Source organism: Exiguobacterium alkaliphilum 12/1, from assembly GCF_000714435.1.
GTDB lineage: Bacteria > Bacillota > Bacilli > Exiguobacteriales > Exiguobacteriaceae > Exiguobacterium > Exiguobacterium alkaliphilum.
Window position 1 is genome coordinate 92542 of the sequence record NZ_JJMW01000041.1, and the last position, 22681, is coordinate 115222.

At 53.2% G+C, this 22681-nt stretch carries 22 protein-coding genes; 11 read left to right on the plus strand and 11 right to left on the minus strand.

From position 1 onward, the window contains the following. The first annotated feature begins 31 nt into the window (after nt 1-31). Together RT52_RS09000 and RT52_RS09005 are read left to right on the plus strand one after the other, a co-directional pair. On the plus strand, nt 32-1354 hold the full coding sequence (locus tag RT52_RS09000; RefSeq protein ID WP_034816814.1) for a hemolysin family protein: 1323 nt from the start codon (nt 32-34) through the stop codon (nt 1352-1354). A 192-nt stretch (nt 1355-1546) separates the two neighbouring features. Beyond that, nucleotides 1547-2539 (plus strand): 5'-3' exonuclease, encoded by a 993-nt coding sequence (locus RT52_RS09005; protein ID WP_034805239.1) that lies wholly within the window; start codon nt 1547-1549, stop codon nt 2537-2539. A 12-nt stretch (nt 2540-2551) separates the two neighbouring features. On the opposite strand, the gene RT52_RS09010 is transcribed toward RT52_RS09005, so the two are convergent. Continuing rightward, entirely contained in the window at nt 2552-3352 is an 801-nt protein-coding gene (locus tag RT52_RS09010) for a VOC family protein (protein ID WP_034816815.1), read from the minus strand. 104 nt (nt 3353-3456) lie between these two features. On the opposite strand from RT52_RS09010, the gene RT52_RS09015 reads away from it, so the two are divergent. After that, complete coding sequence (locus RT52_RS09015; RefSeq protein WP_034805242.1) at nt 3457-3783, plus strand: winged helix-turn-helix transcriptional regulator; 327 nt, start codon at nt 3457-3459, stop codon at nt 3781-3783. Between the two features lie 64 nt (nt 3784-3847). Beyond that, nucleotides 3848-4855, plus strand: coding sequence for a S66 family peptidase (locus RT52_RS09020; protein ID WP_034816817.1), 1008 nt, complete (start codon nt 3848-3850; stop codon nt 4853-4855). Between the two features lie 4 nt (nt 4856-4859). Here RT52_RS09020 and RT52_RS09025 read toward each other — a convergent pair whose 3' ends face one another. Further along, entirely contained in the window at nt 4860-5672 is an 813-nt protein-coding gene (locus RT52_RS09025; RefSeq protein ID WP_162174542.1) for a hypothetical protein, read from the minus strand. A gap of 17 nt (nt 5673-5689) precedes the next feature. On the opposite strand from RT52_RS09025, the gene RT52_RS09030 reads away from it, so the two are divergent. After that, nucleotides 5690-5935, plus strand: coding sequence for a hypothetical protein (locus RT52_RS09030; RefSeq protein WP_051690322.1), 246 nt, complete (start codon nt 5690-5692; stop codon nt 5933-5935). Between the two features lie 22 nt (nt 5936-5957). Here RT52_RS09030 and RT52_RS09035 read toward each other — a convergent pair whose 3' ends face one another. From RT52_RS09035 to RT52_RS09050, 4 genes are all read right to left on the minus strand, one after another. Continuing rightward, nucleotides 5958-6254: a DUF3817 domain-containing protein gene (locus RT52_RS09035; protein ID WP_034816822.1), complete on the minus strand. Its 297-nt coding sequence runs from the start codon at nt 6252-6254 to the stop codon at nt 5958-5960. An 82-nt stretch (nt 6255-6336) separates the two neighbouring features. Further along, complete coding sequence (locus tag RT52_RS09040; RefSeq protein WP_034816823.1) at nt 6337-6840, minus strand: DoxX family membrane protein; 504 nt, start codon at nt 6838-6840, stop codon at nt 6337-6339. 186 nt (nt 6841-7026) lie between these two features. Then, complete coding sequence (locus RT52_RS09045; RefSeq protein ID WP_034805259.1) at nt 7027-7440, minus strand: pyridoxamine 5'-phosphate oxidase family protein; 414 nt, start codon at nt 7438-7440, stop codon at nt 7027-7029. Nucleotides 7441-7560: 120 nt separating this feature from the next. Then, on the minus strand, nt 7561-7761 hold the full coding sequence (locus tag RT52_RS09050) for a cold-shock protein (protein ID WP_016507985.1): 201 nt from the start codon (nt 7759-7761) through the stop codon (nt 7561-7563). A gap of 267 nt (nt 7762-8028) precedes the next feature. Between RT52_RS09050 and RT52_RS09055 the strand changes: the two genes are divergently transcribed. After that, nucleotides 8029-9624: a glycoside hydrolase family 55 protein gene (locus tag RT52_RS09055; RefSeq protein ID WP_034816825.1), complete on the plus strand. Its 1596-nt coding sequence runs from the start codon at nt 8029-8031 to the stop codon at nt 9622-9624. Here the strand turns inward: RT52_RS09055 and RT52_RS09060 are convergent. Both RT52_RS09060 and RT52_RS09065 read right to left on the minus strand, forming a co-directional pair. Further along, nucleotides 9588-10094, minus strand: a complete 507-nt coding sequence (locus RT52_RS09060; protein ID WP_034816827.1) for a flavodoxin domain-containing protein — start codon at nt 10092-10094, stop codon at nt 9588-9590. The two genes, RT52_RS09055 and RT52_RS09060, sit on opposite strands and share 37 nt — an antisense overlap. Before the next feature lie 101 nt (nt 10095-10195). Then, complete coding sequence (locus RT52_RS09065) at nt 10196-11845, minus strand: glycoside hydrolase family 13 protein (protein WP_034816829.1); 1650 nt, start codon at nt 11843-11845, stop codon at nt 10196-10198. A gap of 113 nt (nt 11846-11958) precedes the next feature. On the opposite strand from RT52_RS09065, the gene RT52_RS09070 reads away from it, so the two are divergent. The 3 genes from RT52_RS09070 to RT52_RS09080 all read left to right on the plus strand — a co-directional run bounded on the left by RT52_RS09070 (nt 11959) and on the right by RT52_RS09080 (nt 15083). Then, nucleotides 11959-12738 (plus strand): AraC family transcriptional regulator, encoded by a 780-nt coding sequence (locus tag RT52_RS09070; protein WP_034816831.1) that lies wholly within the window; start codon nt 11959-11961, stop codon nt 12736-12738. Nucleotides 12739-12821: 83 nt separating this feature from the next. Further along, nucleotides 12822-14162, plus strand: coding sequence for a globin family protein (locus tag RT52_RS09075; RefSeq protein ID WP_034816833.1), 1341 nt, complete (start codon nt 12822-12824; stop codon nt 14160-14162). Between the two features lie 18 nt (nt 14163-14180). Further along, nucleotides 14181-15083, plus strand: coding sequence for a class F sortase (locus tag RT52_RS09080; RefSeq protein WP_034816834.1), 903 nt, complete (start codon nt 14181-14183; stop codon nt 15081-15083). Between the two features lie 46 nt (nt 15084-15129). Here RT52_RS09080 and RT52_RS09085 read toward each other — a convergent pair whose 3' ends face one another. From RT52_RS09085 to RT52_RS09095, 3 genes are all read right to left on the minus strand, one after another. Then, entirely contained in the window at nt 15130-15837 is a 708-nt protein-coding gene (locus RT52_RS09085) for an ABC transporter ATP-binding protein (RefSeq protein WP_034805278.1), read from the minus strand. Further along, nucleotides 15837-17474: an ABC transporter permease gene (locus tag RT52_RS09090; protein WP_034816836.1), complete on the minus strand. Its 1638-nt coding sequence runs from the start codon at nt 17472-17474 to the stop codon at nt 15837-15839. Before RT52_RS09090 ends, RT52_RS09085 begins: the two co-directional genes overlap by 1 nt. 134 nt (nt 17475-17608) lie before the next feature. Beyond that, nucleotides 17609-18679: a Fe(3+) ABC transporter substrate-binding protein gene (locus RT52_RS09095; RefSeq protein WP_034816838.1), complete on the minus strand. Its 1071-nt coding sequence runs from the start codon at nt 18677-18679 to the stop codon at nt 17609-17611. Between the two features lie 227 nt (nt 18680-18906). Between RT52_RS09095 and RT52_RS09100 the strand changes: the two genes are divergently transcribed. Together RT52_RS09100 and RT52_RS09105 are read left to right on the plus strand one after the other, a co-directional pair. Further along, entirely contained in the window at nt 18907-19470 is a 564-nt protein-coding gene (locus RT52_RS09100) for a TetR/AcrR family transcriptional regulator (RefSeq protein ID WP_051622525.1), read from the plus strand. A gap of 30 nt (nt 19471-19500) precedes the next feature. Then, on the plus strand, nt 19501-22650 hold the full coding sequence (locus tag RT52_RS09105) for an efflux RND transporter permease subunit (RefSeq protein ID WP_034805287.1): 3150 nt from the start codon (nt 19501-19503) through the stop codon (nt 22648-22650). Nucleotides 22651-22681 lie beyond the last annotated feature (31 nt).

The window sequence follows — 22681 nt, forward strand, 5'->3', positions numbered from 1 at the left end:
GGAGGTGACTCCCCGATTTTTGGGGGAATTTTTGGACAGTCCCACGTTACTCAGTTTAATCATCGTTGCCTTGCTCATCTTCTTGACCGCGTTCTTTGTCGCTGCCGAATTTTCAATCGTCAAAGTGCGGGGCGCACGACTCGACCAACTCGTTCTTGAAGGAAACAAGCGCGCCATCGTCGCAAAAAAAGTGATTGAGAATCTCGATGATTCCCTTTCCGCGTCTCAGTTCGGCATCACCTTGTCCGCGCTCGGCCTTGGGTGGATCGGCGCCGATCAAATCGAAGGGATGATGGAACCGCTCGTCAACGTCTTCAACGTCTCAGCGACCACTTCGACGTTCTTGTCATTTTTAATCGCCTTCTTGTTGATCGCCTTCTTACATGTAGTTATCGGTGAACTCGTCCCGAAGACGCTCGCTGTTCACGAGGCCGAGAAGTTGACGCTCCTCGTCGCACGTCCGCTTTACTGGTTCACGAAGATTATGTATCCGTTCATCCGTGTGTTGAACAGTTTGGCCCGGCTCACGCTTCGCTTGTTCGGTGTCCAGACGACCGCTCAAGAGACGGCGCATTCCGAGGAAGAACTGAAGATTATCATGACGGAGAGCTTCAAGAGCGGGGAGATTAACGAGAACGAGCTCGCCTACGTGCAAAACATCTTCTCGTTCGACGAGCGCGTCGCGAAAGACGCGATGGTGCCGCGCATGAACATGGTCACGATTGACGAGGAAGATTCGATGGACTCGATTATCGCCACCGTCCAAGAGCACCAATATACGCGCTATCCGGTCACACGCGACGGCGACCGGGACGACGTGCTCGGCTTTGTGAACGCGAAGCAGTTGTTCACGGCCCAACTCGCGAACAGTGATGCCCCGTTCGCGACGTTCATCCATCAACTGCCGCTCGTGACCGAGTTCACCCCGCTCCAAGAAGCGATGGTGAAGATGCAAAACGCACGGACGATGATGTGTCTCGTCATCGATGAATACGGCGGCACGGCCGGCCTACTCACGATTGAGGACATCTTAGAAGAAATCGTCGGCGAGATTCGTGACGAGTTCGACCGCGACGAACAGGCCGAAATCACGGAAGTCACCCCGGGGCACTATCGCCTGTCCGGCCTCGTCCTCACACAGGAAGTCGAGGAACGGTTCGGGATCGAGATTGAAGACGACGTCGACACGGTCGGCGGGTTCGTCTTGTCACAAAAAGCGAACGCCCGAGCCGGCGAACGCTTCGTCCTGCCCGGTGATCACGAATTAATCGTCCGTGAAGTCGATAACCACCGCATCGTCTTCGTCGACTTGATTCTCGCCCACAGAGACGAGATTCAAGCTGAAATCGATTGACGCTTCCACTTGCCTTCCCACTCCACGTCGGGAAGGCTTTTCTTATGCGCTCAGAACTGTCGCTATATTTTCATGTCCTGTCGTGCTATACTGCACATATGTTGCTTATTTGAGTGCACGCCACTCATTGACACAACATCACCGAGTTATTCACGATTGCTCGGTCCAACAACTACAGAAAGAAGGTTACGCATGGAACGTAAACTATTTTTAATTGACGGTAACTCCATGCTGGCCAGTGCCTACTATGGTGCCGCCGCGAGCCGAACGAAAAAAGGACGCGAGGTATCAAAAAACGATCGGAGCGCCGTCATCGGAATGACCGGCCTCATCCGGACGATTCTACGCAGACATCGTCCGACCCATTTTGTCGTCGTTTGGGACGTATCACGTGAAACATTGTGGCGTCGGGAACTTTATCCCGGTTATAAACGCCGCCGTCGCCAAACACCGCCCGAATTGAAGGCTCAAATGGAACTCATGCGCCAACTCCTTGAAGAGAGCGGCATCCCGCAATATCAAGTCGAAGGCTATGAAGGAGAAGATTTGATCGCCCACATCGCGCGGAAGTTCAGCTGTAGCGCACCTGTCGTCATCATGACGAAGGATAAAGATTTGCTTCAGCTCGTGAGCCCACGCATCACGGTTTGGCTTCAAACTCAAGAACTGCAACAGATGCAGGCGCGTTGCGACATTAAAGACAACCGCCCGCTCCCGCTCAAGCGACATCTCGAGATTCGCCCTGAGGAGATTGCAGCACTCTATGAAGGCTTGAAGCCGAAACAACTCTCAGCCGTCAAGGCGTTGACAGGAGACCGTTCTGACGGGATTCCTCCTGTGGCCGGACTTGACGAGAGCCAGTCGGTAAAATTGATTAAGCGATTCGGTTCGCTCGAAAAATTGTATACGGCACTGAGCGTCAAAGGCGACAAACGACAACAAATCAACGAAACGATCGCGGCACTGACGTCAGAGGAAGTGCCCCGTAACTTGAGACGCACCCGTAAGAAAGCCGAGCGCAACATGGAGCTCGTCCGTCTCGATGTCACGGTGCCACAGCTTGAACATTTGAAGCTCGCTCATCTCGAGCTTAGCATCAACCCAAAACGAGTCGAGCAAGCGTATAAAAAACGCGGGCTTCGCCTCTCGTTCGATTCAGGCCAGAAAAAAATGACAGCACGTTAAAAAGCGCGGACATCAGTCCACGCTTTTTATATTGACCGTAATGCCGTCTGAATCGGTGAGCGACCATTCGCTCGTCGTCCCACCGAGCGCTTCGTTCGTCGCCGCATCGACGAGCAGTGTCCACGCCTCGATGCCGGCCTCTTCGCCCATCGGCATGCTCGGTCGCGCCCAAACGTTCGTGCCGACATGATGATGATAGCCGTCGGCCGCCAAGAATAAGGCACCCGGATAAGAGTCCGTCGTCACCGTGAAACCGAGGCGATCCGCATAAAATGAACGCGCCGTCTCGAGAGAACGAACTTTGAAATGCACGTGGCCCATCGTCGTCCCGGACGGCAGTCCCGTGAACGGGCGATCGGCCGCCGCTTCGAGCATCGATTGATAGTCGACAGGATCCGTCGACATCTTCACGTGCCCGTTCGGTTCATACGACCATTGATCCCGGGGACGGTCGGCGTACAGTTCGATGCCGTTCCCTTCTGGATCGCTCAAATAGAACGCCTCGCTCACCAAATGGTCCCCTTGCCCGACCTCGATGTGACGACTGATTAAATGATGGAGCACTCGGCCGAGCTCGATTCGGTCCGGTAGAAGGATGGCGAAATGGAACAGGCCAGCCGCTTGACGATTTGGTCGCGCGTCTTTCACTTCATGCAAGATGACGAGCGGCGTCATTTCCGTGCCGAGCGTCACGTACCCGTCTCTCGTGTCGAGAACGTCCATCCCGATGATTTCTTTATAAAAAGCTTGCATCGTGTTCAAGTCGCTGACGCGCAACGTGATAGCACCTAATTTGATATTTGTTAGTTTCATGTTCTTCACCTCTCTTTTGAGTATACCCGCTAAGTGAAATCGACAGAAGACGGCACAAAAAGGTGGTATAGTTACGTAAAGGATACTATGAAGGAGAGAACGTTGTGACGAAAATCTCAAGTTGTGAAGTCGATACGGCGCTCGAACTGATTACGGGCAAATGGAAGCCGTCGATTTTACTCGCCCTCATTAACGGAGGCACACTCCGGTTCAGTGAACTGAAACGCGCGCTTCCGAACATCAGTCAAAAAATCCTGACGGCCCAACTCCGTGATTTAGAAGAGCACGACATCATCATCCGGACCGTCTATCCGGAAGTGCCGCCGCGCGTCGACTATCGATTAAGCGAATACGGACGGACGCTCATCCCGGTGCTCGAGACGATGAACGCGTGGGGCATCCGTCATGCGGAGCATATGCGTCAAAAGTGACTTGTCCACATGTGGATAATCCGATTCTACACTTCATTCCACTACTTATCCACAGGAGGCCTTTATGATTCGTTATCCCCAACTGACCGGCAGAACGGTCGGTGTCACGGCGCCCTCATCCGGCATCCCGACCGAACTTCACCATCTACTCCATGAAGCGGAGAAGACGTTCAACCGTCATGGTTTCACGTTACGCTTCCAGCCGTCGAGTTGGACGCAGTCAAACGCCAAGTCGGCGCCTGCCGACGTCCGCGCGAGTGAGCTGACGTCGTTGTTTCAAGACGAGACGATCGATTTGATTATCCCGCCGTGGGGCGGGACGCTATTGATTGAAATTCTAGACCGTATCGCTTGGGACGCGCTACCGGCGAAATGGATGCTCGGTTATTCCGACGTCAGCTTATTTCTATTCGTCTATACGTTAAAAACCGGCATCGCCTCAGCGCATGGGACGAACCTCGTCGACCTTCGCGGCGAGGAGTGGGACGAGACGAGTTCACGCTGGCTCGATGTCGTCTCGGCAAAAGAAGGCGAGACCGTCATTCAACGCGCTTCGGAGCATTATCAAAAGGAATGGCAACACGGGAACCCGACTCCGCACATCTATCATTTGACCGAGACGACCGAATGGAAAGCGATGGGTGGCACCGAGGCGACAGGGCGACTGCTCGGCGGTTGCATCGACGTCTTGTTGCATACAATCGGCACGCCATACGGCGACATCCACACGTTCCAACGCGAGCATTTGAACGGGGAGCCGATTCTTTGGTACTTTGAGAACGCTGAGTTCGACGTCCCTGCACTCAAACGGACCCTCCTTCAAATGAAGTGGGCCGGTTGGTTCAATCACACGAGTGGGATTTTGTTTGGTCGCAGTGAAGCGCAACAGCCCGCTCAAGGGTATACGGCTGAAGACGTCTACGCCGAGCTTCAAGACATGCTCGACGTACCCGTCATCTATGACATCGACTGCGGGCACGTGCCGCCACAACTGACGCTCGTCAATGGCGCGCACGCCTCGATTCAAGTCGAGGATGGGAAAGGAACACTCATTCAAACGTTCAAGGGCTGAGTCATCAGCCCTTGATTTGTTGTAACAGGCCGGTCAAATGGGTTCGATAAAATCCTTGCGGGAACTTTTCGACAGCTTCCTGTATAGAAGGTACTAAGTTCATTCCACATCCATAGCTAGCTCCTATTAATACCCCTTCGAAATAGACGGCCTGATCGATTAAGCTATGCGACTTCCAACCGTCCATACCATTCCATAAAGAATCAAATGCCGCATCTCCATATTCTTTATTCCCTTTCATCGCATGATAGACCCCTTTAGACATTTCAATCGCAGCGACAAACGTGTAATCATCCGCTAATAATCGTTCCATCTCTTGAATGTGATTCTCTAGCTGCTCTAGACGCCGATAATGAATTGCATATAGCGCCTCTGATAATGCAAGGCGTACTCTCGCCACGTGCTCATCCGTGAACTGAATATACTGTCTCGTTTTCGCAAACGCTTCGAGTACCCGCTGCTCGTCTTTAAGATACAACGAGCAAAGTGCAATCGTTCGATAAACATCGTCTGCACGATAATACGTTCGTGTTTGATGCATATGTCTTAACGCACTGTCCAAGTGATGAATGGCTCCTGTTAGATTCCCATCATACGTCATTTCTTTCATGACGAGCAGCATCGAATACTCCATATGTGTTTTTGATGACATATTTCGAATATCCAATAACTCTACCTGTTCAATGTGCGCACTCGCTTCTTCAAATTGATTCCACAGGATGTAATAATACGCTTTCCCAATCAGCGCCATCACCAGCTCACTTTTTTCACCAAGCCGCTCAAATATTGAAATGGCCTGGTCGTAGTAAGACAGCAACTTGTCGCGATTCGAGTTTGCAGACGAATACGGAACCACGTTATCTCGGTCGGGTCATCGGTGTGCTCGAATCACTCGCGATGGGCATCACGCCGCTCGGTTTCATCTTGTTCGGCGCCTTGAGTGAATGGGTATCGGTCGCTTTCCTCTATACAGTCTGCATGGTCTGCCTGCTATCGATCACGCTGCTTGCGATGTATCGGATCCGTCACGACATCGCTGCCGAAAAAGCAGCTGTGTCAGCAGACGCGGAAAGTGCATGAACGCCAAAAGACATCGAACCGCTCAGTTCGATGTCTTCTCTGTTGAAGGTAAAATTCGTTTTTCGAGTAGGAACGGTCCGAACGGGATGACCGACGCCATGACCGCGAGGACGAGCACTTTGAAACTCCAGCGGAAGCGCCACGCCATGTAGACGGCAGCCGCGACGTACGCGACGAACAAGAATCCGTGCGCCGCACCGACGATGCTGACGGCGAGCGGCATACCCGCTAAATACTTGAGCGGCATCGCGATAAACAATAACAATAAGAACGACATGCCTTCCGTATATCCGAGCCATTTAAACTGTGTAGCGTTCATTTCTGTTCTCCTTTGCAATCCATGCTATGTTCATCGTAGCCGAACAACGAACGGTTTGTCACAGGAGAATGTCAGAAAGTCGTCACGCTATTTGACGATTTGGTGAACGATGCACGACTTTCGTTTCAACGAACTTGCGAAGGAACAACCCGTCGATCCCGATTTTCCCAGCGTTGTAACCGGCGACGAGGATAAGGACCGAAACGATGAGCATCGTCGGGTTCGTGCTGACCGTACCTGAGAGCAAGAACGCCATGTTCATGACGAGACCGAAGAAAGCGGCGCTACGAGTCAACGCTCCGAGCAAGAGGCCAAGACCGACCAAAAACTCACCATACGGGATCAAGATGTCAAACAACGCTGCGTTCGGAATCGCGAAGCCTTCGAGGAAGGCGGCCCACCAACCGGCCACCGCCGGATGGTCGCCCGTCGCGAGCGACGCTGCGTTTTGAAGATAGCCACCAGATGCGAAGTCGCCTGTGATTTTTCCCCACCCGGCCGTGAGCCAGTGATAACCGAGCCAAATCCGAAGTACGGTCAAGATGCCGGTCGCGATGTTGTGGTTTTGCCAAAACTTTGTGAACATGATAATTCCTCCTTGTTATGTGGAATGATGACTTATATGTGATTACATTCACAACATACCACTCATGTTCAGTTTTTCACATATGTTATGACAATCGTTCACCGTTCGTCCATATGTGTGTCACAAGTCAGTCACTTTTTGGAAATTCCACCTAAAAAGACGCCCGTATGGACGTCACATCGACCTTTATAACTGAACTTCTTGCGGTGGTTGCCCTTTCTTATTCATGACCCGCATCGATTGTGGCGTCACTTTCAAGATGACGAGTTTCGGATCATCCGGACCGTCGAACCAACCTTCGAGCTTCTCGTTCCACACTTTTTCTTTCATCGACTCGTCGTCCGACACGGTCGTCTCCCCTAAAATCTCTAAATACGTATCGCCGACACCGTCGCCATCGTAACCGATTAAAATATGTGTATACGGATTGTTTTTCAACTCGTCGACTTTATCTGTGTCTTTCGAGGTCGCGGTATAGAGCGTCAATTCATCGTGGAAAAATGTCATGTAGCGGCTATGCGGCTTTCCTTTATAGACAGTCGCCATCGTCCCTACGTTGCTGTGATTCAAAATATCTTTTGCCGTTTGCAATGCATCCATTTCGAATACCCTCCTTGTGATTGTCACTCGTATACTCTTCCCCGGAGGCACGCGATTAAACACAAAAAAACCTGCCCGCAGATGCGGACAGGTTGTAAAATTCCTTAAAGTTAAGGAAGATTAGATTTTTTCAACGTTAGAAGCTTGTGGTCCACGAGCTCCGTCAGTGATTTCGAAAGTTACTGCTTGGCCTTCTTCAAGTGTCTTGAAGCCGTCGCCTTGGATTGCTGAGAAGTGTACGAATACGTCGTCTCCGCCTTCCATTTCGATGAAGCCGTAACCTTTTTCTGAGTTAAACCATTTTACTTTACCTGTGTTCATAATGAACCCTCCTGAAATAAACGCTGAGCGTTATAGTAGTGCCTTACTAGAAAAAACTGACCAAAAAAAAGCACAAACCTCTGGGATTATCTTAAAACGAAAAATAATCCAAAGCGTTTGTGAATTATGTTTCCAGCTATTCTTAATTAAGCACATATGTAATATACCACGGACAAATGCTTCTGTCTACTAAATACTTCGGTTTGCTAAAAATACTTCGAAATCGGGTACAGTCAGAGGGAAGTCATCACGAGGAGGAGACAGACCATGGAGGCCATTAATCGATCGAATCCCCACGCCACGATTCGCGCCAACTCTGCTTATGCGGAGGAATCTTTATGGACGGATACGCTCGCTTGGCATGAAGCGACTCGCCGCGAGTCCTATCCGCATCAACATCATACCGAACCGTCACGTCTTCCATTGACCGAACGAATCGTACCGGTGACGAACGCCCTTCCCCTCGAAGTGGCAGACGATATGGTGCGTCCCGTTTGGATGAGACGACTGGACGCGGAATATTTGAATCTGACACAAGCAACGACACACCAAGTCGATGTGACCGAGTACGGGGCCGTCGGGGACGGGAGGACCGACTGCACGCTCGCCTTCCGGCTCGCCCTTCGTTCAAATCGGCGCGTCCACGTACCAGCCGGGACGTACGTCGTCCGAGGGATTCGAATGCCATCGAACTGCGTACTCGTAGGGGCCGGACAGGACAAGACCGTGATTAAGCTCGCCGACGGGGCCCCGAAACATCGACGTCTACTCCTGAATGCGACCCCGTTCCGTGGCAACCACCATATCGAAGTCGCCCATCTCACGCTCGATTGGAACGTCGATCGCCTCGGCGACGTCGAACGGACGTCGAGCGGCGATACGGCGTCGAGTGCGTTGACGTTCGCCCACGTCACGTTCGGCTGGATTCACCATGTGACGGCGAAGAATGCCGGCTTGCACGCGTTCGACATCACGGCGCCCCACTACCACTATCTCGGGGACGGCCTACGGGCGGCGAACGGGAGCCGTTACGTTTGGCTCGACCGATGCGAGGCGACCCATTACGGGGACGATGGGATCACGACCCATCACAGCGACGCCATCTATATCACGAACTGTTATTGCCACCACCCGCACGGTCGAACGCACACGGCCGGTTTTTCGAATTCGAACGGGATTGAGGTCGATGATGGCTCACGTCACGTCGTCCTCGTCAATAATTTGACCGAAGGCTGTTTCGGCGGGATCGAGGTGAAGGCGCACGCCACGTCCTCGGCCGCCCATGACGTCCACATTTTCGGGCACGTGTCGTATCACGACAACCGTTCGTATAACTTCCGCCACATCGGCCACCATTTGGCGGACGACCCGGACTCGAAGACGGCCCGGTTCCTCTCCGGGACGAACCTCGTCTCCATTGAACCCGTCCGGTCCGGCTTATACGAAAAGTCCTCGCCTCGCAGTCTCGTCATCTCCGCTTATCAAGATGTGTTCATCAACGGGTTCACCGCCCTCGGAGACACGGCCTACGACTACGAGGCCCAACCGGCACTCGCGATTCAATACAAATCGCGTAACGTGCGTTTGAAGCGGATCACGGCGAGCGGATTCACATCGGCCCGTGCCGACATCGAACTGTTCGGCGGGGCGAACCATACGGACCGTGTCTCGATTGAAGACGTGTCCTGCCGTCACTCGGCTCCGATCGCCATTAAAATCGGAGGACGGCTTTCGACGGTCTCGCTTCATCGAATCGAGGGCGAACAAAAAGGAGGAGATGCACTCATCTCCTCCCAAAGTCCACTCGACGCCCACGACGTGTTCGCTTACGGATTCTCAGAACGGGTGCGGAGCGACGCTTGAGCCGATTCGACGAGCTCGTCGAGCATCGCTTCGTCCAAATTGAGCGAACTTACTGTTTGTTTCGCCATCATCCGGACGATCGCCTTGTCGAGGAAGCCCATGCGTTCAAAGTCATACCCGCTGCCCACGACTTCGACGAAATAGGCATGCGCCCGTAACGCGTCCCGATAAGCCGCTTCAAGTTCCCGTTTGCGTTCCGCGGCGGTCGGGGTGCCGGCACACAAATAGAGTCCGAGCGGGCGTTTCAACAGTTCCGACTCGTTGATGTGAAGCCACGCGGTCATCTCGTCTTGGATTTTCCCCATTCGGATTGAGCTGCCGACGATGACGTGATCCACGCCCGCCCAGTCTACGTCAGGACGTTCGACCACATCCTGAACGTGGACGTCCCCCGGTAATCGGTCCGCCAATAGACGTGCGACCTTTTCGCTCGTCCCGTAGCGGCTTGAATAGGTGATCAATGTCTTCATCTCGTTTCCCCCTTTCGGTCAGATCATAGTATCCTATTCCCGAAAGAACGCGCGATACGTAGCAGCATCAAAAAAACTCGCCTCTAAAGGCGAGTTTTTTGTCACACTTTATACACTTGTGCCTCGTACGGGCGAAGCGTGAACGGGGACACGGGTTCCATGTTTCCGATGACGCGTTCGTTCACTTCAAACGGGAGTTCCCGCACTTGCTCCTCATCCGAGAAGTTACACAGGACGAGCCATGTCTCACCTTCGTACGTCCGCGTGAACGCATATACCGCCTCGTCGTCTGGTAAGAGCAGTTCATACTTCCCGTAGACGACGACCGGGTTCTGTTTCCGGAGCTGAATCAACTGGCGATAGTAGTGGAAGAGCGAGTCCGGGTCTTTCCGGGCCGCTTCCGCATTGATGTCGACGTAGTTCGGGTTGACGTCAATCCAAGGCGTCCCCGTCGTGAACCCTCCTTGCGCCTCAGCCGACCATTGGACCGGCGTCCGGGAGTTGTCGCGTCCACGCTCGTGGATGCCGCGAAAAATCTCTTCATGCGTGAGCAGTCCGTTCGACGTGTAATCGCGATAGGCGTTGAGCGTCTCGATGTCCCGATACTTGTCAATCGCATCGAAGGCGACGTTCGTCATCCCGAACTCTTCCCCTTGATAGATATACGGCGTCCCTTTCAACATGTGTAAGAGCGTCGCGAGCATCTTCCCAGACCGCACGCGATATTCTGCCGAATCGTTCCCGAAACGGGAGATGGCACGCGGTTGGTCATGGTTGCTCCAATAGAGGCTGTTCCAGCCTTCTTCGTCGAGCCCTTCTTGCCAACGGGAGAAAATCGTCTTCAAATCCGTCAGCTTCCAATCGGTCGGGTTCCACTTCCCGAAGCTCCCGTTGCCGACGTCAACGTGCTCAAAATGGAAAACCATGTTCAACTCGTTCCGGTCTTCTCCGGTATAAAGTTTCGCTTCCTCGACGCTGACGCCCGGCATCTCGCCGACCGTGATCGTGTCGTACTTCGACAACACTTCCTGGTTCATCTCCTGCATGAACTCATGAATGCGTGGCCCGTTAAAGAAGAACGGTGTCCCGTCGCCGTAACCCGTGCCCCGCGTCTCCCCGTCCGGATAGCTCTGGTCTTTCGAAATCATGTTGATCACGTCCATCCGGAACCCGTCGACCCCTTTATCGAGCCAATACGTCATCAAGTCGTACACTTCACGACGAAGCGTCTCCGATTCCCAGTTGAGGTCCGGTTGTTTCTTACTGAATAGATGCAAATAGTACTCATCCGTCGCCTCATCATACTTCCAGGCACTGCCGCCAAAGAACGCACCCCAGTTCGTCGGAGGCTGTCCGTCCTTGCCTTTCTTCCAAATGTAGTAGTCACGATACGGATTGTCTTTTGACGAGCGAGACTCCATGAACCAATGATGTTCGTCCGACGAGTGGTTGACGACGAGGTCCATCATGATTTTGATGCCATGACGGTGCGCTTCTTCTAACATCGCATCAAAGTCTGCCATCGTCCCGAACTCTTCCATGATGGCGCGATAGTCGCGAATGTCATACCCATTGTCGTCGTTCGGCGAGTCGTACACCGGTGAGAGCCAGATGACGTCGATGCCGAGCTCCGCCAAGTAAGACATCTTCTCGGTGATGCCCGGGATGTCCCCAATCCCGTCACCGTTCGAATCGTTAAAGCTGCGCGGATAAATTTGATAGACGACCGCTTCTTTCCACCATTGTTTCATATTCATCCTCCTCATACATTCTGTCGCCTCCATCGTACCGTCTCCTCGAACGCATGGCTATCCATGATATGATTGGGATATGAACGATTTTGCTATTAAGAAAGGAAGATTCGATGGAGATCGGCTTTTGTGGCTATTCTTATCACACTACATCCTATACTTTTCCGTTTCCAAATCAACTTGAGACGTATTTGATTCGGTTGCAGACGGAGGGGACGGCCCGCGTCGTCATCAACGGTGAGACGTATGCGGCACGCCCTGGGGACTTGTTGCTCGTCAGGCCGGGCGATGATTACGCGCTCCACGTCGACACCCCGGCGAGCGGCGACTATCACTTGTTTTGTTTAGGTGCCCCGCTCGATGCCTGGTGGGAAGAAGCGCCCCGTCAGACGATGACGTCCATTCCGATTGATGCACGCATGCTATCGCTTTGGCAACACATCACAGAAGAGGCGCGGCGTCCTGCAATCGACCAAGATGAGCGGATTATCGAGACGCTCGTCCAAGCGCTACTCTTCATGCTTGACCGGGCGATGCATGAGAATCGGATGAATACGCGGCCGCCCGTCGTCTCCCGCATGATGCGCTATATCGAAAGCCACGCGACGGACGACTTTAAAGTCGCGGACGTCGCCGACGCGGTCGGACTGAGTGTCTCGCGCACGGTGCATCTCTTTAAAGAAGCAACCGGTCTGACCATCATCGCCTACGCTCAGTCGATTCGCCTTCAACTCGCTGAAGAACAGATGCGTTACACACAACACTCACTTGAACAGATCGCCGAACAGTCCGGCTTTCATTCGTATCCCTATTTCCATCGAATCTTTAAACGAAAATATGGCGTCGCACCAGGGGTTTATCGCACACTTCAACAAAAAAACGAAAATAAATAAAAAAAGAGTGATCCATTTTTTGAACCGCTCCGTTAGATGGGTGTAAACAACGACAACACTCACAAAACAAAGGAGCGATTCACATGAAGAAGAAAACAATGAACAAGATTGTAGCACCGGCATTAGCGTTAGGCTTACTCGTCCCACTCAACGCCCAGGCGGCAGATCACGCACCGACAGCGAGCACACCGGCTGGTGACCTTCGTGCGACACTCGACCAGTTGCTATCTGAGCACTATGTCTTAGCGGTCACATCGATGATGAAAGCATACGACGGAGCAGCAGACGCTGAAGTGGCGATGAAAGCGCTCGACCAAAACGCACTCGACATGACACCTGCCATCGCATCGATTTACGGTGATGAAGGCGCGGCCCAATTCGAAGAAATCTTCGCCGGCCATAACGACTACTCGGCAGACTTCGTCGAAGCAGCGAAGTCAGAGGACCAAGAGCTCCGCGCTGAGGCAGAAGCAGAAGTCGACGAGTTTGTCGAAGAATTCTCGACATTCCTTGACGCCGCGACAGAAGGTAACCTTCCTAAAGATGCAGCGGCTGACGTCCTCGAACTTCATGAAGAACAAGTCCTCTCCGTATTCGACAACTACGTAGCAGGTGACTACGATTCGGCATACATGACGTATCGTGAAGGATACAAGCTCATGTTCGACATCAGTAAAGCCCTCTCAGGTGCGATCGTCACACAAATGCCTGACAAGTTTGATTCACCAGCCGACACACCGGCCGTCGAGCTCCGCTCAACGTTGAACAGCCTTGCAGGTGAGCACTTCGCTCTCGCCGCAATCGGCATGCAAAAAGGATACGACCAAGCAGAAGACTTCGACTACGTGAGCTGGGCGGAAGACCAGAACACACTCGACTTCAAAGCAGCCATCGCCTCTGTATACGGTGACGAAGGCGCAGCACAATTCGAGAAAGTATGGAACGGCAACCACATCACAGCCCAAGGTGACATCGTCGCTGCCACACTCGAAGGTGACGAAGCGAAAATCGAAGAAGCTCGTATGAAGCTTGACCAGTTCGCTGTCGACTTCAGCACATTCCTCGATGCAGCAACAGAAGGCAACTTGCCACAAGCTGCCGGTGAAGAAGCAATCAAACAACACGAAGCACTCGTGCTTCAAACGTTTGATCAATATGTAGCCGGTGATGCAGAAGCAGCTTGGATGTCATTCCGTGAAGGATACGCGTTCATGTTCGGTGTTGGTGAAACACTCGGTAACGCGATCGTGACACAAATGCCTGACAAGTTCCACGAAACAACAATGCCTGAAGAAATGCCTGAAACAGGTCTCGGTGGTGCACAAACACAATCGATGAACACACTCTACGCTGGCCTTGCTGTCCTTGGCGGAATCTTACTCGCCTTCGTCACACTTCGCAACCGTAAAGTATCTGAACAATAAGAAATAAGGAGGGAGCCCATGAACAAGCGCCATTTGTTTCTGGCGCTCTCTCTCTTTTGTTTTGGCTTCTGGACGTGGACGAGCGCCCAAGAATCGTCGTCACCACCTGTAGAAGAAAAACAAATAGAGGAGAGCCCAGATTTATCGGCTGAATTCTCACTTCTACAGGAAGAGGTGAAGAAACTTCGGCTCGCAGTGGAAGAAGAAAGTGCTAAGGCAGTGACCCCGGTCACCATCCAAATCCCAAAAATCAACGTCGATACCGCCATCGAACAGGTCGGCTTGCTCGAGAACGGTCAGATGGGTGTACCGGCTGACGAAGATCAAGTCGGCTGGTTCGAACCTGGCGTCAAGCCCGGAAGTAAAGGCAATGCTGTCATCGCCGGACACGTCGACAGCAAGACGGGGCCCGCCGTCTTCTATGAGCTCGACCAACTCGTTGCCGGTGATGAAATCGTCATCGTCGATGAGGCCGGAAACACGCTCCGGTTCGAGGTGACGAAGACCGAGCGCTATGAGACGGCGAATGCGCCCATCAAAGAAATTTTCGGCGCAACGGATAAACGGAACTTAAACTTGATTACGTGTTCCGGAACGTTCGGCAGTGCCGGTTATGATGAGCGATTTGTCGTCTATACCGAACTCGTCGATGCGGAAATCCCTCTTGCCGATGACGTTGTACTCGAGATACCGACGAACGTCGAACTTCGTGGTACATTCCTCACATGGCATGCTGTGCGTAACGACGCGGTCATCGGATACCGGATTTACCAAGTGATTGATGGGGAGAACGTGCACCTTGCGAGCGTTCCGTCCCATGCCCGAAAAAGCATTGAAGTGCCGGACGAAGCGGCCACCTATTACGTCACGGCAATCGACCGGCTCGGCAATGAATCGAGTCCTTCCGAAGCAACCGAATAACTACAGAAAACTCCCGCCGGACGGTCGTCCGGCGGGAGTTTTCTTGTTAGACGAAACATGGAATCTGCGGGTTGAACGTCTTGTTGTTCTCCGTCATGATTTGCTTCTTAATTTTGCCTTCTCCGAGATAGACGATGCGGTCGGCGAGCGCCTCAGCGTCCTCTTCGTCATGGGTGACGAAAATCGTCGTCGTCCCCGTCTGCTTCAAGAGTCGCCGCAAGTCGTCCCGAATCCGGTGTTGTAGCGACGTGTCCAAGTTACTAAACGGCTCGTCTAAGATGAGCAACGACGGTTTCGGCGCAAGCGCACGCGCGAGCGCGACACGCTGCTGTTGACCGCCGCTCAGTTCGTACGGGAACCGGTGACGGAAATCCGACAAGTTCACGAGCGCGAGCATCTCTTCGACGCGTTCGTTCCGTTCTTTCCGTCCAAGCTTATGGAGCCCGAACCGGATGTTCTTCTCAACGGTCATGTGCGGGAAGAGTGCATAGTCTTGGAACACCATGCCGACCCCACGCTGTTCCGGTGGCATGAATTGGCAGTCATCGCAACAGACGCAGTCGTTCACGACGACGACGCCTTGATTCGGCATCTCAAGACCGGCGATGAGACGTAAAATCGTACTCTTCCCTGACCCACTGTCACCGAGGAGCGATACAATCTCGCCTTTTGTGATTGAGAGCGAGAACCCTTTAATCGTCTCTTCATGCGCACCTTTATAGCTGAAGTGTAAGTCGTTGATTTGAACAAACATTAGTCGGCCTCCTTATCAAGCACCTTATGGAAAACAAAGATCAACAGTCCGCTCATGATGACGATGACAATCGAGGCGAGCGCGGCCTCATGAATCTTCTCGTCACTGACATACTTGAACGCCTGTGTGGCGAGCGTCGAGAAGTTGAACGGTTGTAAAAACAAGGTCAGCGGCAACTCTTTCATGATATCGATGAACACGAGGATGAACGCGCTCATAATCGCCCCTTTGATCATCGGGATGTCGACGCGGAAGAACGTCTGCACGGTCCCCCAACCGAGCATGCGTGATGCTTCCGTGAACGACTTACCGACTTTCTCGAACCCACTCTCGATCGAGTTGTACCCGATGGCGAGGAAGCGGATGACGTAAGCGAAGATGAGCATGATTAGCGTCGTCCGGAATACGAATGTCTGCCCGAGGTTGAGCGCGAGCGCGATGTTCAGCACCCATTCGTCAAGGATCAAGAACAGCGTGATGACAGCGATGGCGATGGCCGCACCCGGAATCGAATAACCGAGCGTCGTCACTTTCGAGATGATGCGCGTCATGTTCGATGGGAACAACCGCGTGTAGTTCGCGATGATGAGCGCGAACACGAGGATGATGACCGTCGCGATGAAGGCGACGCTCACCGTGTTCCAAACGAGACGGAAAAACGTCGCGGTGAACACTTGCTCGAACGTCAACATCGTCCAGGCGACGAGTTGGATGAACGGGATGGCAAACGCAATCCCGAACACCGTCGAGACGTAACCGAGGACGGCGTAACGATGCCATCCGTTGAGCGGTCTCGGCTTGAGCGGTTTCACTTTCGTCGTCGCATAGCTGAACTGCTTTCTTCCCCGGACGAGCCGCTCCATCGTCAAGATGGCGATGACGAGAATCATGAGTGTCCCGGCGAGCTTAAGCGCCGAGGACGTGTCTCTCATCCCAAACCAGGTGCTGAAGATGGCCGTACTGAACGTCTGGATGCCGAAATATTTGACGACTCCATAATCGTTCAACACTTCCATCAAGACGAGGCTGACCCCGCCGATGATGGCGACACGTGAGATTGGGATGACGACTGTGAAGAAGATATCCCACGAGCCGCGGCCGAGGATGCGGGCATTCTCAATCATCGAGGACGACTGGTTGTGTAGGAACGCCCGCGTAATCGTATAGATGTACGGATATAAAAAGAGCGTGAAGATGAAGATTGTTCCTTGAATCGTCATGATGTTGAAATACGACTGATTCACGGAAATCCCAAAGTCGTTTCGGAGCGTCGTCTGGATGATTCCGGTGTAATTCAAAATCCCGTGGTACGTATACGCCCCGATATACGGTGGGATGGCGAGCGGTAAGATGAGCGCCCATTTGAAGAATCGACGGAACGGGAAGTCGTAGACGGTGATGAACCAGGCGAGGCTCGTCCCGATCACCGTCGTCAGCACCCCGGTCGCCAGCATAATTATCAGCGTGTTCCGCACGTAACGCGGTAACAAATACTCACGGATGTGTTGCCAGTTGTCGTTCACCGGAGCGAACAACTCGACCAAGACGATGACGCCGGGCAAGACGATGAACACGAGCGCGATAAAGCTGAGGATGGCCCATCCATTCAGTTGTCGTTTCATCGCATACCAGTTCATGCCGTACAGCTCCCATTCTTTCGTTCAATCACTTCCTGTCCCATCATATCAGTTTCCGCGCTCGCGTTGTAGCGTCGGACTGCCGAGAAACCGAAAAATCTTCGGCCTGAACGATTGTTCAAGCCGAAGTCGTCTTATTTCCAGCCCGCTTCGTTAAAGAGACGGATGGCTTCTTGCTGATTCTCACCGAGTACAGACAAGTTGATGTCTTGCTCTTTGAAGTCACCCCATGACTTGAGGAGCTCGTTCGGCTCGACCGACTCGTTGACCGGGTATTCGTAGTTGGCGCTCGCGAACTGTTCTTGTGCTGACGGGTCAGACATGAACTCCATGAGCTTCTTCGCGTTCTCTGAGTTTTTCGATGCTTTCGTCATCGCGATCCCTGAGATGTTGACGTGCGTGCCCGTCGTGTCTTGGTTCGGGAAGAACACACCGAGCTCTTCAGCGACTTTCTTCTCTTCCGCATCTTCTGAGTTCAACATGAGACCCATGTAGTACGTGTTCATGATGGCGACATCACCTTCTCCGGCGACGACAGCTTTCGCTTGATCACGGTCGTTCCCTTGTGGGTCACGTGCGAAGTTGTTCACGAGGCCTTCTGCCCATTCTTTCGCCTGGTCGACGCCGTTCACTTCGATGAATGAAGCGAGCAATGAGATGTTGTACATGTTTTCTGATGGACGAACGAGCACTTTGCCGTTCCATTGCTCTTCCGTAAGCGCCTCATACGTCGACAAATCTTCCGGGTTCACACGGTCTTTCGCATAAACGATGACGCGGGCGCGCTTCGTGAGACCGAACCATTCGTTGTCCGTGTCACGATATTTCTCCGGGATGTTCGACTCAAGCACGTCGCTATCGACCGCTTGAAGGTGCCCGTTCTCTTTCGCTTGGTGCAAGTTTCCGGCGTCCGCCGTGATGAAGAGATCCGCTTCAGTGTTCGCTCCTTCTGTGTTCAGACGCTCAAGAAGCTCTTCGCCCTTCCCTTCGACGACGTTGACTTTCACGCCTGTTTCTTCTTCAAACTGCTTATAGAGCTCTTTGTCGACGTCGTAGTGACGGCTTGAGTAGACGTTGACGACTTTCGACTCTTCTGATGCCTCGTTATCGCCTGAAGTAGTCGGCTCTTCCGTGCTTGCGCAAGCTGCGAGGAGCGATGTCGTGAGTGCTGCGGTTAATCCGAGTGCCATGTACTTCTTGTTCATGTTTGTTCCCCCAATATGTGTCTCTGTAGTTGGTAATGATAATTACTCTCAATTACTATCATCACTGATAATCATTCTCACGTCAACACTTTTTTGAAATCGTTACCATTAGTTATATAACTATAAACAAACAGTTTTATATGTATCATTTCTTGACTTCAAAATGATATACACCCTATAGTTAAAAATGAACAAACCGTCTGGTCGGTACAGAAAGGAGAGATAAGATGACGAACCGATCGAATGTGACGAAACAAAAGTTGCTCGATGCCGCGACCGAAATCATCATGGACCACGGCGTCCATCAATTGACTTTAGATGAAGTCGCGAAGACGGCAGGCGTGTCAAAAGGCGGCCTGCTCTATCATTATCCATCGAAAGAAGCGTTACTCACCGCCATCGTCGAACGACTTCAAACCGAACAAAACGATTTGTACGAATCGTTGCAGCGAGACGGATACGGTCCCGTCGAGGCGTTCGTTCGTTTATTTGATGAGACAAGACTATATCCGGAACGTTCTCCGATTGAAATCGACGCCGAGAAGATGATCGCCTTCTTGACACTCTTCGCCGTTGACCAGGATTACGCCGAGCGCTGGAAACACGACCTCGATACGTTCTTCAACCAGTTTCAACAGACGAACGACCCCGTCGAGACGATGATTATCCGTTATGCGCTCGAAGGGATGATGATGTCTGAACATTTCAACGTCGGCGTCCCACCTACAGAATTGAAGCAACAAATCATCGCCCGTTTGATTGAACGGGCCCGCACCATCGACACCACCTAACAATTCGCACATAGAGGAGAATACACCACCATGCAAAAGATCACGTCCTTCTCCGTCAACAACAAGTTCGCAGTCTGGTTGATGACGATTATTTTGACGGCCGCCGGAATCTTCGCCGGCCTCACGATGAAGCTCGAGACGTTACCGGACATCACGACACCGACCGTCTCAGTGACGACGATTTATCCGGGCGCATCACCTGAGCAGGTACTCGACGAAGTGAGCACCGTGCTTGAAGACCGGCTAAAAAGCTTGAACGGGGTCGAACAAGTCCGCTCAAGCTCTTTCCAAAACGCATCGAATATTCAAATCGACTACGATTTCAGCACCGACATGGAAGCTGCCGAACAGCAAGTGAAAGACGCACTCAGTAACGTCGATTTGCCTGAAGCCGTCCAAGACCCGCAAGTGTCGCGGCTCAGTTTTGATGCGTTCCCGGTCATCGGGGCCGCGGTCTCGGATGAGAGCCTCGATTTGGCTGAATTGACGAAGCTCGTCGAAGACGAGTTGCAACCGGCTCTCGAAGGGGTCGAAGGCGCGCAGCTCGTCCAAATCGCCGGCCAAGAGATTCGTCGCGTTGAACTCGAGTTCGATGCAGAAGCACTCGCCGAATACAACTTGACGGAAGACACGGTCAAGCAGTTGATTCAAGCGAACGATGCCCGCATCGCCCTCGGTCTCTACGAGCTCGGCGACACGGAGCAAGCGGTTGTCATCGATGGGAAGTCTGAGACGCTTGAAGCGTTCCGCGACTTACAAATCCCGTACTCACCGGCCGAATCACCGCAGGCACCAGGCGCGCCAAGTGACCTTCCGACCGGGGAGACACCGCAACTGCCGGCTGACTTGCCGACAGACGTCCCGACGGATCTCCCGGCCAACGTACCGACGACGGTCCCGACGGTCGCCTTGAGCGAACTCGCGACCATCGAAGACCGCGGTATCGAAGAGTCGATTTCGCGCTCGAACGGGGAACGGTCGATCGGCGTCCAAGTGACGAAGACGCAAGACGCGAACACGGTCGACGTCGTCAACGCCGTCAAAGACATCCTCGATGATTTCGAGGCAGAATACGACACGGCCAACGTCTCCATCACGCTCGACCAAGGACAACCAATCGAAGAGTCGGTCGAGACGATGGTATCGAAAGCGTTACTCGGCGGATTGTTCGCCATCATCATCATTCTCGTGTTCCTCCGTAACGTCCGCTCGACGATTATCGCGGTCATCTCGATCCCGCTCTCGCTCCTCATGGCGCTCATCGTCTTGAAGCAACTCGACATAACGCTCAACATCATGACGCTCGGTGCGATGACGGTCGCCATCGGTCGTGTCGTCGATGACTCCATCGTCGTCATCGAGAACATCTATCGCCGCCTCACGCGTCCGAACGAGCCGTTACGCGGCAAAGAACTCATCATCGCCTCGACGAAAGAAGTGTTCATCCCGATCGCTTCGTCGACGATCGTAACGATTGCCGTCTTCTTGCCGCTCGGTTTCGTGACCGGCTTTGTCGGCGAGTTATTCTTGCCGTTCGCGTTGACCGTCGTCTTCGCCCTGCTCGCTTCACTCCTTGTCGCCATTACGGTCGTCCCGATGATGGCCGACTCGTTCTTCAAAAACCGTGACAAGTTGAAGCCAGAAGAAGGCCCAGGCAAACTCGCCGAATGGTACCGTAGCGTCCTCGACTGGTCACTCAACCATAAGCTCGTCGTCTTCGGACTCGCGACACTCCTCTTGGTCGGTAGCTTCGCGCTCGTTCCGGCCATCGGTGTCAACTTCTTGAACCAAGACTCGGAGAAGACATTGTTCGTCACGTTCGACCCAGAACCAGGCCAGACGCTTGACGATTCGATTGCCGCAGCCGAAGTTGCAGAAGCATATTTCATGGATGAACAGCCGAACGCGACCGACGTGCAGTTCACGGTCGGCGGCGAAAACCCGCTCAACCCGGGCAATAACAAGCAAGGGATTTTCATCGTACAATATGATCCGGCCACAGAAGATTTCGCTGATGTCAAACTTGCCGATATTGAACGTTTGAACGAACTCGCCCCGGCCGGTGAGTGGAAAGAGCAAGACTTCACAGGTGGCGGCGCGACGAGCGGGGTGACGTACAACGTCTATGCCAACTCGCTCGAAGACCTCGAGGCCATCGTCCCGACGTTCGTCGAGACGATTGAGCAAGAGACCGAATACGTCCGTCAAGCCACGTCAGACTTACGTGAATCGTATGTGCAATATACGTTCAACGTCGACCAGCAAGCTGCGGCTGAAGCCGGTGTCTCGACGTTCCAAATCGCGCAGACAATCGGTCAGTTCCAAGCTCAAGAAAGCCCGCTCGCCAGTGTGACGGTCGATGACAAACAACTCGACGTCATCATCCCGACCGAACAAGTCACGTATGACAGCATCGAAGATTTACAAGCGCAAGACATCACGACCCCGTTCGGTCCACGTCCAATCTCGGACTTCATTGAAGTCGAAGAAGGAACGACACCGGACACGCTCGTCCAACGCGACGGGAAACTGCTCGCACGTGTCAACGTCGAGCTCAGTACGGACAAAGCGACGGAAGCGTCGGCTGCCATCGAAGAACGGGTAGCGGACATCGATCTTCCAAGCGGTGTATCGTATGACGTCGGTGGGGTAACGGAACAGATTCAAGAGTCGTTCACGCAGCTCGGCCTCGCGATGCTCGCAGCCGTTGCCATCGTGTACTTGGTGCTCGTCATCACGTTCGGCGGCGCCGTCACACCGTTCGTGGTCTTGTTCTCGCTTCCGTACGCCATCATCGGAGGGCTGGTCGCGTTGCTCGTGACGGGTGAGACGATTTCCGTCTCGGCACTCATCGGTGCCCTCATGCTGATTGGAATCGTCGTCACGAACGCCATCGTCTTGATTGACCGCGTGCTTCACAAAGAAGCGGAAGGCTTGTCGACGCGTGAGGCGCTCCTTGAAGCGGCCGGCACACGTCTTCGTCCGATTCTCATGACGGCGCTCGCGACGATTGGGGCGCTTTCCCCACTCGCCCTCGGGCTCGAGGGTGGCGCACTCATCTCGAAAGGGCTCGGTGTGACCGTCATCGGTGGACTCACAAGTTCGACGCTGTTGACGCTTCTCATCGTCCCAATCGTGTATGAGTTCTTCGCACGGTTCCGTAAGACAAAACAAGTTTAACCAAAAAGAGAGTCGACCCGATGTTGGGGTC

What these genes read in the sequence shown, in the direction of transcription:
- RT52_RS09005 (WP_034805239.1), top strand. Translation starts at nt 1,547, where the DNA reads ATGGAACGTAAACTATTTTTAATTGACGGTAACTCCATGCTGGCCAGT.
- RT52_RS09010 (WP_034816815.1), bottom strand. Translation starts at nt 3,352, where the DNA reads ATGAAACTAACAAATATCAAATTAGGTGCTATCACGTTGCGCGTCAGC.
- RT52_RS09020 (WP_034816817.1), top strand. Translation starts at nt 3,848, where the DNA reads ATGATTCGTTATCCCCAACTGACCGGCAGAACGGTCGGTGTCACGGCG.
- RT52_RS09035 (WP_034816822.1), bottom strand. Translation starts at nt 6,254, where the DNA reads ATGAACGCTACACAGTTTAAATGGCTCGGATATACGGAAGGCATGTCG.
- RT52_RS09040 (WP_034816823.1), bottom strand. Translation starts at nt 6,840, where the DNA reads ATGTTCACAAAGTTTTGGCAAAACCACAACATCGCGACCGGCATCTTG.
- RT52_RS09045 (WP_034805259.1), bottom strand. Translation starts at nt 7,440, where the DNA reads ATGGATGCATTGCAAACGGCAAAAGATATTTTGAATCACAGCAACGTA.
- RT52_RS09050 (WP_016507985.1), bottom strand. Translation starts at nt 7,761, where the DNA reads ATGAACACAGGTAAAGTAAAATGGTTTAACTCAGAAAAAGGTTACGGC.
- RT52_RS09055 (WP_034816825.1), top strand. Translation starts at nt 8,029, where the DNA reads ATGGAGGCCATTAATCGATCGAATCCCCACGCCACGATTCGCGCCAAC.
- RT52_RS09060 (WP_034816827.1), bottom strand. Translation starts at nt 10,094, where the DNA reads ATGAAGACATTGATCACCTATTCAAGCCGCTACGGGACGAGCGAAAAG.
- RT52_RS09065 (WP_034816829.1), bottom strand. Translation starts at nt 11,845, where the DNA reads ATGAAACAATGGTGGAAAGAAGCGGTCGTCTATCAAATTTATCCGCGC.
- RT52_RS09070 (WP_034816831.1), top strand. Translation starts at nt 11,959, where the DNA reads ATGGAGATCGGCTTTTGTGGCTATTCTTATCACACTACATCCTATACT.
- RT52_RS09075 (WP_034816833.1), top strand. Translation starts at nt 12,822, where the DNA reads ATGAAGAAGAAAACAATGAACAAGATTGTAGCACCGGCATTAGCGTTA.
- RT52_RS09080 (WP_034816834.1), top strand. Translation starts at nt 14,181, where the DNA reads ATGAACAAGCGCCATTTGTTTCTGGCGCTCTCTCTCTTTTGTTTTGGC.
- RT52_RS09085 (WP_034805278.1), bottom strand. Translation starts at nt 15,837, where the DNA reads ATGTTTGTTCAAATCAACGACTTACACTTCAGCTATAAAGGTGCGCAT.
- RT52_RS09090 (WP_034816836.1), bottom strand. Translation starts at nt 17,474, where the DNA reads ATGAACTGGTATGCGATGAAACGACAACTGAATGGATGGGCCATCCTC.
- RT52_RS09095 (WP_034816838.1), bottom strand. Translation starts at nt 18,679, where the DNA reads ATGAACAAGAAGTACATGGCACTCGGATTAACCGCAGCACTCACGACA.
- RT52_RS09100 (WP_051622525.1), top strand. Translation starts at nt 18,907, where the DNA reads ATGACGAACCGATCGAATGTGACGAAACAAAAGTTGCTCGATGCCGCG.
- RT52_RS09105 (WP_034805287.1), top strand. Translation starts at nt 19,501, where the DNA reads ATGCAAAAGATCACGTCCTTCTCCGTCAACAACAAGTTCGCAGTCTGG.